Origin of the sequence: Arsukibacterium sp., assembly GCF_018402695.1 — a bacterium.
Classification (GTDB): domain Bacteria; phylum Pseudomonadota; class Gammaproteobacteria; order Enterobacterales; family Alteromonadaceae; genus Alishewanella.
The window spans coordinates 397,852-412,391 of sequence record NZ_JAGYIM010000019.1; the positions used below are offsets into that span (position 1 = coordinate 397,852).

14 protein-coding genes are annotated in these 14,540 nt (G+C 48.9%); 3 read left to right on the forward strand and 11 right to left on the reverse strand.

The window, feature by feature from the left end; all coding sequences use genetic code 11:
- Positions 1–26: 26 nt before the first annotated feature.
- The 11 genes from KG631_RS13370 to pspA form a co-directional block, all read right to left on the reverse strand.
- On the reverse strand, positions 27–1,166 hold the full coding sequence (locus KG631_RS13370) for a homogentisate 1,2-dioxygenase (protein WP_214000193.1): 1,140 nt from the start codon (positions 1,164–1,166) through the stop codon (positions 27–29).
- Positions 1,159–2,241 (reverse strand): 4-hydroxyphenylpyruvate dioxygenase, encoded by a 1,083-nt coding sequence (gene hppD, locus KG631_RS13375; protein WP_214000194.1) that lies wholly within the window; start codon positions 2,239–2,241, stop codon positions 1,159–1,161. Before hppD ends, KG631_RS13370 begins: the two co-directional genes overlap by 8 nt.
- 212 nt (positions 2,242–2,453) lie before the next feature.
- Positions 2,454–4,016: a transcriptional regulator TyrR gene (gene tyrR / locus KG631_RS13380; protein ID WP_214000195.1), complete on the reverse strand. Its 1,563-nt coding sequence runs from the start codon at positions 4,014–4,016 to the stop codon at positions 2,454–2,456.
- A 218-nt stretch (positions 4,017–4,234) separates the two neighbouring features.
- Entirely contained in the window at positions 4,235–4,576 is a 342-nt protein-coding gene (locus KG631_RS13385) for a 4a-hydroxytetrahydrobiopterin dehydratase (protein WP_097112106.1), read from the reverse strand.
- An 8-nt stretch (positions 4,577–4,584) separates the two neighbouring features.
- Positions 4,585–5,385: a phenylalanine 4-monooxygenase gene (gene phhA / locus KG631_RS13390; protein ID WP_214000196.1), complete on the reverse strand. Its 801-nt coding sequence runs from the start codon at positions 5,383–5,385 to the stop codon at positions 4,585–4,587.
- 173 nt (positions 5,386–5,558) lie between these two features.
- Positions 5,559–6,752: a methionine gamma-lyase gene (gene megL / locus KG631_RS13395; RefSeq protein ID WP_214000197.1), complete on the reverse strand. Its 1,194-nt coding sequence runs from the start codon at positions 6,750–6,752 to the stop codon at positions 5,559–5,561.
- A 114-nt stretch (positions 6,753–6,866) separates the two neighbouring features.
- Entirely contained in the window at positions 6,867–7,877 is a 1,011-nt protein-coding gene (locus tag KG631_RS13400; protein WP_214000198.1) for a TIGR01620 family protein, read from the reverse strand.
- Positions 7,874–9,259, reverse strand: a complete 1,386-nt coding sequence (locus tag KG631_RS13405; RefSeq protein WP_214000199.1) for a YcjX family protein — start codon at positions 9,257–9,259, stop codon at positions 7,874–7,876. The genes KG631_RS13400 and KG631_RS13405 overlap by 4 nt, the downstream gene beginning before the upstream one ends.
- Positions 9,260–9,269: 10 nt before the next feature.
- The gene (gene pspC, locus KG631_RS13410) at positions 9,270–9,683 is read right to left on the reverse strand and encodes an envelope stress response membrane protein PspC (RefSeq protein WP_214000200.1); all 414 of its coding nucleotides are present in this window, start codon (positions 9,681–9,683) and stop codon (positions 9,270–9,272) included.
- Positions 9,676–9,912, reverse strand: coding sequence for an envelope stress response membrane protein PspB (gene pspB / locus KG631_RS13415; RefSeq protein ID WP_214000201.1), 237 nt, complete (start codon positions 9,910–9,912; stop codon positions 9,676–9,678). Before pspB ends, pspC begins: the two co-directional genes overlap by 8 nt.
- A gap of 25 nt (positions 9,913–9,937) precedes the next feature.
- Positions 9,938–10,615 (reverse strand): phage shock protein PspA, encoded by a 678-nt coding sequence (gene pspA / locus KG631_RS13420; RefSeq protein WP_214000202.1) that lies wholly within the window; start codon positions 10,613–10,615, stop codon positions 9,938–9,940.
- A 182-nt stretch (positions 10,616–10,797) separates the two neighbouring features.
- On the opposite strand from pspA, the gene pspF reads away from it, so the two are divergent.
- From pspF to KG631_RS13435, 3 genes are read left to right on the forward strand one after another with little or no spacing between them, the layout of a single operon-like run.
- Positions 10,798–11,892 (forward strand): phage shock protein operon transcriptional activator, encoded by a 1,095-nt coding sequence (pspF, locus tag KG631_RS13425; protein ID WP_214000203.1) that lies wholly within the window; start codon positions 10,798–10,800, stop codon positions 11,890–11,892.
- Positions 11,889–13,526: an ABC transporter substrate-binding protein gene (locus KG631_RS13430; RefSeq protein ID WP_214000204.1), complete on the forward strand. Its 1,638-nt coding sequence runs from the start codon at positions 11,889–11,891 to the stop codon at positions 13,524–13,526. Before pspF ends, KG631_RS13430 begins: the two co-directional genes overlap by 4 nt.
- Complete coding sequence (locus KG631_RS13435) at positions 13,523–14,539, forward strand: ABC transporter permease (protein WP_214000205.1); 1,017 nt, start codon at positions 13,523–13,525, stop codon at positions 14,537–14,539. Before KG631_RS13430 ends, KG631_RS13435 begins: the two co-directional genes overlap by 4 nt.
- The last annotated feature ends 1 nt before the right edge of the window (position 14,540 follow it).

A 14,540-nucleotide genomic window follows, 5' to 3' on the forward strand; every position in this document is an offset into this window, starting at 1 on the left:
TCCTTAACTGAATCTGTTCCTGGGGCTTAAACCTGAGGCTTGGTTTTCCAGCTGTTTACGTACTCAGGGTTTTCGGTAGCCAGCGCCGCCTCGCCCATTTCCAGCGCATCCCGGGTATCAAGCATTACCGCGACTTCATCGGTAAACTTCTTTTTATACTCGCGACCGGCAGCAAAGGCTTTCGGGTGCGGACCATGGGTAAAACCGGCCGGATGGAACGTGACCATACCTTTTTCAATATTGTCGCGGCTAAAGAAATCACCGGCATGATAAAACAGCACTTCATCATAATCGTCATTATTGTGATAAAAAGGCACTTTTAATGCCCCAGGGTCACTTTCAATTGGCCGGGGTACAAAAGTACATACCACAAAACGCTGAGCGACAAAGGTCGTATGAGCCGACGGCGGCAAGTGATAGCGGTGACTCATTAGTGGCCGGATATCACGCCAGTTAATCCGCATTACTGCTAAATCGCCATGCCAGCCAATTGCATCCAGCGGATTATACGGGTAAGTAATCACTGACACCTGGCCATGGCGTTTTACTTCAACCTGCCAGCTGTCTTCGCTGTACTGCGCTTTAAAGGCGTCATTTATTTTCGGCGTATCAAGCATGGCCGGGTCAAAAATAGCATGATTACCCACCAGACCTTTTTCCGGTAACTGATAACTGTCGTTAGTGGCTTCGATCAGCAGAATAAACATTGGCTCATGTGGCACTAAACGCCACATCGTAGAGCGCGGGATAACAATATAATCTCCATCACGCACACTTAAATGGCCATAGTCGCAATATAGCTCGGCACTACCCTCGTGGATAAACAACAGCTCATCACCATCGGCATTGCGCGCCAGTTTGCTCATGCTATCGGTCAAACGCCAGGTGCGCATTTTGCAGTGGCTGTTAAACAGTAAATCCGGCACCGCCCAGGGCGATTGTGCCTTGTCACGGCCAATTTCGTTAAAGTTAAACAAATGGGGCCGCAGCGGCCCCTGCCAGTCACTCCAACCGGTTGGTGCATGGGTATGGTGAAAGTGTGTTGCCGGGCCAAAAAAGCCACTACGGCCGGTTTCCCGCTCATAAATAGCCTGCTCCGGGAAATCGGCGTGAGCCTGGCGTGACACATCACCTTCCTTTAACGGAAAAGATGCCCATTTACGCATCGCTTAATACTCCGCGCTGAATTTGATCTTCTTCGATAGACTCGAATAAGGCTTTAAAGTTGCCCTCACCAAAACCTTCGTTGCCTTTACGCTGAATAATTTCAAAAAATACCGGGCCAATCACGGTTTTGGTGAAAATTTGCAGCAAAATACCATCTTTCATCGGCGCGCCATCAATCAGGATCCGCAGCTCACGCATCTGCTCCAGATCTTCCTCATGGCCTTCCACCCGGTCATTCACTTTATTGTAATAGGTATCAGGGGTAGGCATAAACTCCATGCCACGGCTGCGCAGCGTACGCACTGTTTCATAAATATTGTCCGACGTCAGGGCAATATGCTGAATGCCTTCGCCTTTGTATTCACGAATAAACTCTTCAATCTGCGATTTATCGTCAGATGATTCGTTAATCGGAATGCGGATTTTGCCACAAGGCGCAGTCATCGCTTTCGATACCAGACCGGTCAGCTTGCCTTCGATATCAAAGTAACGAATTTCCCGGAAATTTCCGATATTCTCATAGAAGCCAGCCCACAGGTTCATGTTGCCGCGCATTACGTTATGCGTTAAATGGTCCAGCACTTCCAGGCCAACACTATGTTTAGCCATGTCGACCTGCCAGTTGTCGTAATATTTGAAGTCAATATCATAAACCGAACTTGCACCATAGCGATCGACAAAATACAGCAGGCTGCTGCCGATACCATAGACAGCTGGAATATTCAGCTCCATCGGTCCGACCTGGTTTTTATACTCTTTGGCGCCATTGGCCAGCGCATGTTTCAGTGCAGCAGCCGCATCAGTAACCCGAAAAGCCATGGCACAAACTGACGGGCCATGCAGCCTGGCAAACTCTTCGGCCTGAGAATTCGGCTCGGCATTGATGATAAAATTAATATCACCCTGCTTATAAAGCCAGGCTTGCTTAGAACGATGTTTAGCCACTTCGGTAAAGCCCAGCGAATAAAACAGGTCTTTTAATTTTTGAATTCCGGCTGCATCGGCAGCAGTGTATTCCACAAATTCAAAACCATCAGTTCCCAGCGGATTAATTGTATTTTTAGTAGTTGCCATTTAAAGGTTCTCCGAACAACGAATGTGGGCGCTATCATGCGCTTACCAATAAAAAATGGAAGGGGGGAGGCAACCGTGGTGCAACACCGCACTGCTGCAAAAAATGTACAGAAATAACTACAAAAGCGCTTACGTGAATTCGATTGAGCGGGAAGGCCGACAGGTAAGCCCATCAGCCATAAGTTTGTACAACATTACAGACAAAGCCGTAATTAAATTTTTACGGTCTTACGGTTAATACCGTAATCACGCAGCTTGTTTGCCACCGCAGTATGACTTAACCCCAGCTTTTTCGCTAACTGACGCGAACTTGGATAAGCCGGGTACAACTTGCGCAATAAGTTCGCCTCGAACCGTTTTACCGCTTCATCCAGCGTGCCATCAAAGTCCTGCTCCAGATAACCAAAATCACTGGTGTAACTGGGCAGCTGTAAATGGTCCTTTTCCAGCTCATAGCCATCGAGCAATGTTACCGCCCGGTATAAAGCATTCTCTAACTGCCGCACATTACCCGGCCACGGATACTGTTGTAAAAACTGACTACAGCTTTCGGTCAGTCGCGGTGCCTTACGGCCAAGTCGTGCCGCAAACCGGGCAATAAAGAATTCGGCCAATGGTACGACGTCTTGTTTGCGCTCTCGCAGCGGCGGCAAGGTCAGGGTTAAAACATTCAGCCGGTAAAATAAGTCTTCCCGAAAACGTCCTTCCTGCACCATACCGGGTAAATCTTTCTGGGTGGTACAAATGACCCTGACATCTACTTTCACTTCATTCTCATCAGCGACCCGCCGGAAGCTGCCATCCTGCAAGAAACGGATCAGCTTGGTTTGCAGTTGGGTAGACATCTCCCCCACTTCATCCAGAAACACACTGCCGCCATTGGCTTGTTCAAAAATACCTTTTTTACCTTCGCTACTGCCAGAAAACGCATTTGAACCATAACCAAACAACTCTGATTCAGCCACATTATCGGGCAGGGAGGCGCAGTTTACTGCCAAAAACGGTTTAGCTGCTCTGCTACCGGCAGCGTGACAGGCACGAGCCAGCAGCTCCTTGCCGGTACCGGTTTCGCCCATAATCAGGATTGGCGCATCCAGCTGGGCCATCTTTTTGGCTTCGCGCACGACTTTGCGCATCAGGTTGCTATTGGCCTGCAAGGTGTTAAAACTTTCCTGATCACCTTTCTTAAATGCGACCATATGCTGGCCTAAACGGCTTTCAGATTTTAAATTAATAACCGCCCCGGCCAGTATTTCATGGCCGGTTTCATCGGGCACCATTACCGGTAGAATATCGGCAATAAAACGCTTGCCATGTATTTCAAACCGGCGGGTTTGTGCCAGCACTTCGTCGCTCTCCAGCCAGCGTTGAAAATTGAAGCCTTTGACCATGCCCTGCAGAGACTGGCCCTGAATGTCCTGCTGCGCCACCGATAATGCTTCCAGTGCTGCATCGTTGATCACGGTAACATTGGCTTTGATGTCGATAGCAATCAGACCATCGGGCAGGGTTTTCAGTAGGGTTGTCAGCTCATTATGCTCACGCTCGGAAGGCAGAAATGCCGTAGTTTTGACATCTTCCACGCCAGCAATCCGCCGCATTTTTGCCATCAGTTCCTGAAATTTCTCGAAATTAACTGTTGGAAAGGATACGTACATCCGGTTAAGCGACGGATCCACTTCAATTCCACGCAAATCCAGCTGATACCCCACCAGAATATTGAGCACCTCCTGAGCCAACCCCAGGCGGTTCTGACATTGAATTTCTAAACGCATAACAGCGACATACCCCGATACCAATTAATGGTTACATAATACGGTATCAGGCTACAGTCAGACCAGCAATTTTGTAAAGATATGTGAACAAATAAGCCAGAAGCAGTCTGTAATACGCCAGATAGCAGGCAAAACAGCAGAAGATCTAACAGGACAGAACGAAAAGGCACGCGCCAATAACCCCGCGGTTATTGGCGTGAAATCAACATAGCAGAAGGTTAGTCAGCCAGTAAACTATCTGTTTTAGCGGCACAGATAAAATCATTTTTGTGCAGACCTTTAATTGAATGCGACCACCAGGTCACCGTCAGCTTACCCCACTCCAGTAACAAGGCAGGATGATGGCCTTCATCTTCAGCCAGTTGCGCAACCTTGTTATGAAACGCCCAGGCTTGCTTAAAATTCTTAAATTTATATAACCGCTCGAGTTGCAGGATGCCGTCACGGGATACCGGGGTCCAGTCCGGGATTTGCCGCATCAGTTCCGGCAATTCAGCATCAGAGACTTTTGGGGCGTCTGCCTTACAGGCTTCGCATTTCATTGCAGTTAATTCAGTCATTCCAGTTCCTAACTTGCTTGTTTTTGTTTAGGTTCAAATCGCGGTGCATGCAATCCCAGGGCTTTGGCTTGTTCAACCAAAGCCATCATGTCTAAATGAGCGACATCAAATAAATCGTCTATGTCATTCAGCAAAAAATAAATTGGCTGCATAATATCGATGCGGTATGGGGTGCGTAAAATATCTACAGCATCAAAAGGTTTACGCTCTGGTTTGTCAGACTCCAGCGCATATATTGTTTCGCCAGGAGACGATAAAATCCCACCGCCATAAATCCGCAAACCATCAGCCGTTTTCAATAAACCAAACTCAATGGTAAACCAGTACAACCGGGCCAGAAATACCCGATCCTGTTTGCTGGCGGCTAAACCTAGCTTGCCGTACATATGAGTAAACTCAGCAAAAGCCGGATTAGTCAGCATAGCGCAGTGGCCAAAAATTTCGTGAAAAATATCCGGTTCCTGCAAATAATCAAACTCTTCGCGAGAACGAATAAAAGTGGCCACCGGAAAACGTTTATTAGCCAGTAGTTCAAAAAACTTATCAAAACTGATTAAAGCAGGGACCTCAGCGCACTCCCAGCCGGTCGTGGCGCGCAATACCTTGCTCACCTCCTCCAATTGCGGGATGCGGTCAGTGGGCAGTTTTAACTTTTCCAGTCCGGCCAGAAATTCATTGCATGCCTTACCTTCAATAACCCCTAGCTGGCGGCTGATCAGTTCATGCCAAATCTGATTTTCTTCATCTGACCAGGCAATAATACCGTTTTCATCTGATTGTCTGGATACATACTGGCTTGTCTTACTCATATACAACCTGTTGCAAATAAATTAGCGGCTGATGCCACCTTATTGGTAGAGCGGATACTAGAGGATAAGACTGCGACTGTGTATCGTGTGCTCATGAAAAGCACTGTAAAGCTGCAGCGACTGTTGTAAAGCTTAGATTACAACAGCCGGCCAGCCCACAGTATACAACAGCTTCAGGCTTGTTGCTGCATCTTTGCCAATGCCTGTTCCAAATCGGCAATAATATCTGCAACATGCTCCAGGCCAACAGATACCCGGATCAGTCCATCGCTGATCCCTGCCATTTGCCGCTCTTCCGGCGTATAAGGGCTATGGGTCATTGACGCTGGGTGTTGAATAAGTGACTCGGCATCACCCAGGCTTACTGCCAGGCTTAACAGCCGGCATTGATTAATAAAATAGCGACTTTGCTCCAGGCTGGCGTTCAGTTCAAATGCCAGCACGCCACCAGCGCCTTGCATTTGCTCTCCTAAAAACCGATAACCAGGATGGCTTGGCAGGCCGGGATAATACACCTCTTTCACGGCCGGATGAGCTTGTAAAAACTCGGCAACCTGTTGTGCATTCTGACAATGACGCTCCATTCGCACCGCCAGGGTTTTTAAACCGCGGATGATCAGCCAGGCATCGTGCGGGCTGATGGTTGCCCCCATATCTTTTAACGTGGTCATTTTAATCGTGGCAATTTTTTCTCGGTCAGCCACGATAATCCCAGCGACAACATCACCATGGCCGTTTAGATACTTGGTGGCACTGTGGATAATAATATCTATACCAAACCGGGCCGGCTGCTGCAAAAGTGGCGTTAAAAAGGTATTGTCGACAACTGAGAGTAGCTTATGCTGCTGGCAGAACTGGCCCAAAAACGCCAGGTCGAGCACGACCAGGTTCGGATTTATTGGTGTCTCTGCAAATAACATTTTTGTATTAGGTTTAAGCGCCGCAGCAACTGCAGCATGGTCGGTCATATCGACAAAACTGACGTCAATACCATAACGGGCAAACATATGATTAAACAAGGCAAAACTGCAGCCATAAATGGCTTTGCTGGCAATCAGGTGATCGCCATGCTGTAAAAAGGCCATAGTACTGGCGGCGACTGCGCCCATGCCGGTGGCAGTAGCAGCGGCATCGTCCATCCCTTCCAGCGCCGCAATTTTCTGCTCCAGCTCACGGGTAGTCGGGTTGCCCAGCCGGGTGTAGATATACCCTTCCTGTTCGCCGGCAAAACGGGCAGCACCCTGCTCAGCATTATCAAAAACAAAGGTGGAGGTCTGATACAGTGGCGTAGCCAATGTGCCATGTTGGTTCTTTTCTTTGCCTGCGTGAATACAAAGAGTATGCGGATGAACGTTTTTAGTTTGCATCGGATAACTGCGTAAGGTAATTAAAGACCCGCACAGGTTTAGCAGAAATCTTAATTTTTGGAAGCATGCCAGACATCTTGCAGTCTGGCCGTTACAGAATTTTTAAGACATTTGTCAACTTTCACTGGCAGTGCTGCGACCGCGCAAGCGCTGAATTAAACTCTGACTCAGTTTCGCCACATTAATTCGTTGTTTTTCGGCAAGCGGCAGTGGCCGCAGCTGTTGCATAGCCATGGTTCCCAGCCTTGCAACCAGCAATCCGGCAATAACCCCATGTCCTGCCCTGGCCGATAATTTTGCGGTCAGTTCGCTGCTCATCACATCAGATGCCATATCCAGGGCTAACTCGCTTCCACCAGCCCAGAGAATTGCCGCCAAAGCACGCTTTAACATCAGCAGGCTGCGCAGCTGGCCCACCGGTGCGCCATACAAGGCGGCGAGCTGGCGTACCATCCGGCTGCTGCGCCAGACCACCATTAACATATCTATCAGCGCAAATGGGATCACTGCCACCGCCAAACTCGTATCGGTACCGGCCCGCCAGATTATTGCCTTAGCCCTCTGATCCAGCGGCTCCAGCACAATTTTTTCCAGCAGCTGCAGCTTTTCCAGATCACTGTGCTGGGCTTGCGCCGCACTGTGCCATTGCTCAGTAGCGAGTTGCACGGTAGCGCAGTCCGGTAGTTGCTTGATAATATCCTGACAAAGCCCATCGGCTTCACCATACTGAACGCTTTGCGCAATACGCTGCGCACTGCGTTGCCAATAGCTGTTTTGCTGCAGCCGCCGCCAGAGTCGCCACTCCCGCCAGAGAAGCCAACCTACAACAGTGAGTACCACAGCACTGAGCAGGCTGAAAAACAGCCCCTTTAGCGGATTTTGCTGCCAGCTGACAATAATAGCATCCAGCCATTGCCAGCAAGCCAACATTACCAGGCTGAGCAGCGCCAGCCAAATCAGCTTATTTAGCACGGCAGGTTTTGCCGGCAGTGGCTCAGTGACCAGCTCCGGTTCTCGTTGCCAGTCAGCAGAATCAAACTCAGCGCGGGCTTTTAATCCGGGCTTCGCCGGCTCCGGACTCTGCTCGCTAAATGTAAAAACCTGAGCGGGCTTCAACGGTTTCATCGTAATTTATCTCCCAGCAGAAACTGTAAAGCGTGATCCATCCGAATGTGCGGCAGGTTAGCATTCGCCGCCAATGGCAACGGCAAAAAAGATGGAAAGTTGAATTTATGACTGGCAAACACCGTGGAATCAGGTATGTCGGCTGGGACATCACCTGGAAATAAACTGATCCTGTTGCCAGTGTCACTATCAATGCCGGTTAAACAGACCTGTTTCTGGCCATTTTGCTCAATGTAGCCGGTCTGACTGGCACTTAGCGCCGCTAAGGCCATTGCTTCGGTTTTTGCCAGCTGGTAAGTGGTTTGTTTTAAAGGCTGGCGCAACAGGCTCTGCAATAACAGAGTCAACGCCTGGTGCTGTTCAGGGGTAACATGATCGGCTTTACTGGCGGCAAATAACACTTTGCTGATTTGCGGTTTAAATAGCCGGCGCAGCAAACTGGATGGGCCGTAATTGAAGCTTTGCATAATCAGTTGCAGCGCCTGACTTAACTCTGCTGTCGCGGCAGCGCCGGCATTTAACGCGCTTAAGCAATCTACCAGTACAACCTGTCGGTCCAGTTGGGAAAAGTGCTGTTTATAAAAAGGTTTAACGACATAATCACGATAACTTTGGTAATGACTGGTCAGCTTTAATAGCAGAGCACTGCTCTGGATAAGCTGCCTTGGTAACAGCGGCACCAGCTGCAGCATAGGCGCACCGGCAAGCTCGCCGGGCACCAGTAGTCGGCCAGGCTGGTTTAAATAGGTACCGGCGGTACTGCTAAATTGCAGCAATAACTTTTTGTACGCTTCGGTTACGACTTGTAGTTGGCTTTCGCTGGCATCATCCAACTCAATATCGTTAAGCAGGCGTTCAAACTCAGCCGCTACTGCCTGGCGATGCGGTTTAGCAAACAGCTGCCAGCTGAACTCACACCACTGCTGATAGTCAAGTTGCAACAACGGCAAATCCAGCAGCCACTCTCCAGGGTAATCAACGATATCAAGTTCCAGCTCACTGTATGATTGTAAATGAGAACGCAAGCCCTGGCTCGCTTTGTAGCGTAGTGCCAGGCTAAGCTGACTCCAACCGGTAGTTGACGGTGGCCATTGCGGCAGCTGTTGCTGTAAAAAACTCAGATTATGTTCGAACGGGAATCGTGGAATCGTCAACGCTTGCTCAGCAGCCAGCCGGCCTCCCAGATAACGTCCTTGCTGCACTACACTAAAAAATGGCAGATTCTGCGGGCTGTCGCCCTGGGTGAGTTGATGAACCAGTGAAGTAATAAAGGCTGTTTTACCTGCCCCGCTTAACCCCGTCACACCCAACCGGACATGCCGGTCGAGTGCGCGGTGGCGTAATTGACGACTTTGATGCTGCAGCTTATCAAGCCAGGTCATAAAGCTCCGTTTATAAGTTATTAAATTCCCGGTTCAGCTGGAAACGGTTCGACGTAACATGACGTTCCATATCCTGTAACCGCAACTCCAGACTATTATAGCGATGTGCCAGATGTTGTAACGCTTGCTTAGGAGGCTCACCGCGCTGCCAGACCCGGGTTTTTACCTCTACACTGGGCTCTTCAGCCGTTGCAACACCGCTTGATGAGCGCTTAGCTGCAACGACTGACTTTTTTTCGAGCACCATCCAGCCTGCGATATACAACGCTGGCACGAACCAGCCTACACCAAGAAAAACGGCAGATACAGTAACTAACCGCACCAGCCAGGTTTCCCAGCCAAAATAGTCAGCAACCCCGGCACATACCCCTGCCAACTTGCCATTGACGTCATCACGGAGTAATTCGCGTTTTGGCTTAGTCATGCTGGTTTCTCCACTGCGGGCTCTCAGCATCTAAAATGGCTTCAAGAGTGTGAATACGCTCGGCCATTTTCTCCGCCCGGGCTGCCAGATTATTCAACTGTTGTAGTTCAACATCGGTCAGGCCCTGTTGCATTTTACTCTTGCTGCGATAATGCATAATTACCCATAAGGGTGCCACAAAGATCATAAACAGGATCAGTGGCACAAAAATTAACTCATGAATATCCATTTAGCTGCTCCTGTGACGCCTGGGATCAGGCGTCTCCTTTACTGGATTTTTTAGTGACTTTGGCTTTCAGTTCAGCCAGTTCATTATCGATTTTATCTTGTGCCGCCAGTTCTGCAAACTCGTCTTTCAGGGTTTTCTTACCTAAATCATACGACTCTACCTGCGCTTCCAGCGAATCAATTTTCTGCTCATACCGCTCAAACTTGTACATTGCATCGTTGATCCGGTTGCTATCAAGTGACTTCTTCACTTCCAGCCGGTTTTCAACTGTAGTGCGACGCATCAGCATAGATTTCTGACGTGATTTGGCGTCAGCCAGCTTCTCTTGTAGTTGAGAGACCTCATCCTGCAACTTACTGATATGCTCGTCCAGTACGGCAATATCGCGAAGCAGTGCATCGGCCTGCTCAGCAGCCTTTTGTTTTTCAATCAGGGCAGCACGAGCCAGGTCATCGCGATCTTTACTCAGCGCCAGCTCAGCTTTTGCCTGCCAGTCATCAGCTTCACTTTGTAATCTGCTGACAACCCGTTGCAAATCTTTTTTCTCAGCAATGGTTTTGGCAGAAGATGACCGGACCTCAACCAGTGTGTCTTCCATTTCCTGAATAATCAGCCGTACCATTTTCTCCGGATCTTCGGCTTTATCCAGCAACGAATTAATGTTTGAGTTCACAATGTCTGAAAAGCGTGAAAAAATACCCATCTTAGTTACCTCTGTCTGTTGATGTTATTACGCTATTGCTTATTCAGGTTTCTTGCCAACTTTGCAAAATATCATAACGCATTAATTTATAATCATTTTATTTATTTCAAACAAATGCTTTAGCTCCTGCGCTTTATGAAATACACTACTTATTAGCCAAATTAACTACTTAGTAGCTGCCAATGAACAGAAAATACCAACAAGATAACCTGATTGGCCAGGCCAACAGTTTTCTGAATGTACTGGATCAGGTGTCGCAACTGGCACCGCTGGATAAGCCGGTGCTAATTATCGGGGAGCGTGGCACCGGTAAAGAACTGATTGCTGCCCGCTTACATTTTCTTTCTCAGCGTTGGGACCAGCAATACCTGACCCTGAACTGTGCCGCACTTAATGAAAACCTGCTGGAAAGTGAATTATTTGGTCATGAAGCCGGGGCCTTTACCGGCGCTGGTAAACGGCATGAAGGCCGGTTTGAGCGGGCCAACGGTGGTACACTGTTTCTGGACGAGCTGGCCAATACACCAGCTTTGGTACAGGAAAAGCTACTAAGGGTCATTGAGTACGGTGAGTTTGAACGGGTTGGGGGTAGCAGGCCGGTGCGGGTTGATGTGCGCCTGGTGTGCGCCACTAATGAAGATTTACCCTCGATGGCAGAAAATGGCGAATTCCGGGCAGACTTACTAGACCGGCTGGCGTTTGATGTTATTACCCTGCCACCTATGCGGGAACGCCGCGAAGATATTTTGCTGCTGGCCGAACATTTTGCGATGAATATGGCCCGGGAGCTTGGCTTTGAGCTATTTAGCGGTTTTAGTGAAAAAGCTAAAAATACGTTGCTGGAGTATCACTGGCCCGGTAACGTTCGTGAACTCAAGAACGTAGTGGAGCGCAGTGTTTACCGCACCAATAACCCCTATGTACCAGTGCATCATATTCAACTTAACCCTTTTGAGTCGGCGTACCGGCCAACCCAACGGATTAAAACCCGGGCAGCCTCAGTGGCAAAATCGACAGAACCGGTTGAAAGTACAGACAATGCTGCTGATAATAGTAAAGTAACAGTGACAGGGACACCGGCCAATGACAGTATTGATTTCAGTAATGGCGTAGACTTTAAAACCTTGTCGCAGGATTTTGAAGTAAAACTGATTAAAGACGCGCTGAGCGCCAGCCAGTATAATCAGAAAAAAACCGCCGACTTACTAAACCTGACCTATCATCAATTACGTGGCTATATGAAAAAGTATCAGTTGCTGGAAAGTCAGCAGGGATGAATTTGCCTATTAAAAGCTTTCTGTACCCAATTACCAGCAGTGCGCTAACTATTGCGGTGTTGCTGCTTGCCGGCTGTCAGCCACAACTACCTGAAACAGCGCGCAGTGGCCTGGTATATTGCTCAGAAGGCTCACCTGAGAGCTTTAATCCACAACTGGTAACCTCCGGCACGACAATTGACATTATCAGCCAGCAGTTATACGACCGGTTGGTCGACATTAATCCTGACAATGGTGACATTATTCCCGGCCTGGCCACCGACTGGCAAGTCAGTGCCGATGGCACCCGCTATCAGTTTACCCTTCGTGATGATGTCAGCTTTCATACCACCCGTTACTTTGCACCTGAACGCAAGTTTAATGCCACAGATGTGGTTTTTACCTTTAACCGCATCACCGACCCGTTGCATCCATTTCATTTACAAGGCGGCGGTGTTTACCCTTATTTTCAGAGTGTCGACTGGGCCGCGCTGGTAAAACAGGTTCAGGCTATTGATAACCACACTGTCGTTTTTGAATTGCAACGGCCAGACAGCTCCTTTTTATCTAACCTGACAACGGATTTTGCGGCAATTCTGTCAGCCGAATATGGTCAGCAACTGCTGGCTGGCAATCAGCCGGGCCAGATTGACCGTTTACCTGTCGGTACCGGCCCGTTCCGCTTCAGAGAGTACCAGAAAGATATTCTGGTCAGGCTGTACCGTAATAATGACTATTGGCGGGGCGATACCCAACCTGAGCAGTTGGTATTCGATATCGTGCCAAATAACGCCAGACGGATGGCGAAGTTATTCACGCACGAATGTGATATCGTTTCTTATCCAAGGGTGGCAGAGTTAGAGCTGATTGCCGCCCGACCCGATGTTACAGTGCAGGAAAGCACCAGCATGAATGTTGGCTTCTGGGCATTTAACACGCAAAAGCCACCCTTTGACCAGTTAGCAGTGCGCCAGGCACTGGCAATGGCAATCAACCGGGCGGCTATTTTGCAGGCGGTGTATTATGGTCAGGCAACGCCAGCTTACGGCATCTTACCCCCGACGTCCTGGGCTTATAATGATGGCCTGCCAGCGCCGCAATACTCACCGGCCAAAGCAAGGGCGCTGCTGACTGAGGCGGGCTATCCAAACGGCTTTACCATGGATATATGGGCCATGCCGGTACAACGGTTGTATAATCCCAATGCGCTGAAAATGGCTGAGTTAATGCAAGCCGATCTGGCTCAGATTGGGGTCAAAGCCAATATTGTTTCTTATGAATGGAACAGTTTCCGGCAAAAATTAGGCAACTTTGAACATGACTCTGTACTGATTGGCTGGGCCGCAGATAACCCCGACCCCGATAATTTTTTCCGCCCGCTGCTCAGCTGCGCGGCCAGAGATAGCGGCAGTAACCGGGCAAACTGGTGCGATCCGCTGTTTGATGAAATTATCAGCAAGGCGCTGTTAACAGCTAATCAGCAGCAGCGCCGCGCCCTGTATTTAACGGCACAACAATATTTACATCAACAACAGCCATTGATTGCCATTGCTCATTCACAGCGCTTCCAGGCCATAAGCACTTCAGTAAAGGGCGTAAGCATTAATCCTTATGGTGGAATTTCTCTGCAGCACGCAGCAAGGGTTGAACCATGACCCGCTATTTGCTCCGCCGTTTGTTTTTGATGGCATTTGTTTTTCTGGCCCTGAGTTTACTGGCGTTTAGTCTCAGTTATTTATTTCCAGGTGATATCGTACAAAACCTCAGCGGTTTGCGGCAAATTGACGAGAGTCAACGGCAGCAACTGATTAGCTACTATCAGCTTGACCACAATATTCTGCAGCAATATCTGGCTTTTTTAACGAGGATTGCTCATGGCGATTGGGGCCAGTCTTTTGCCAGCCAGCAACCCTTGTTGCAAGAAATAAAGCTGTTATTGCCTGCGACGCTGGAGTTGGCATCCTATGCTTTATTGTTATCATTTGTGGTTGGTATTCCGCTCGGGATCGTAGCCGCGTTTAAACCGGACAGTGTTGTTGGTAAATCCATTTCTGCAGTGGCAATGATCGGTTATTCGCTACCAATATTCTGGTGGGGTTTATTATTGATTATGTTTTTCTCGCTGGCGCTGGGCTGGTTGCCATCGGCCGGCCGCATTGGTGTGTTGTACGAAATCCCCCACAGTAGTGGCTTTATGCTGTATGACATTCTGCTGGCCGACATTGATTATCGCAGCGAGGCGCTTTATAACGCACTACAACATTTGCTGCTGCCAACTATTGTGCTGGCAACGTTCCCAACCACGGTAATGATTCGCTTTGTCCGCGATGCTATGCTAAATGTCTGGGAGCAAAACTACATTAAAACAGCCAGGGCAAAAGGATTAAACCGCGGTCAGGTCCTTTATCGCCATGGCTTGCGCAATGCCCTGCTACCGGTTATCCGCCAAATTGGATTACAATTCAGTACGCTGATTACCCTGGCAATGCTGACTGAGGTGATTTTCTCCTGGCCGGGGATTGGTCGCTGGCTGATTGACAGTATTTACCAACGCAACTATCCGGCTATTCAGGCTGGCCTGTTAGTGATATCCACCATGGTGATCACCATCAACATGTTGACAGAAATTTTGCATGCCTTTTTTAACCCGTTAGCCAGGCGAGGTTAAG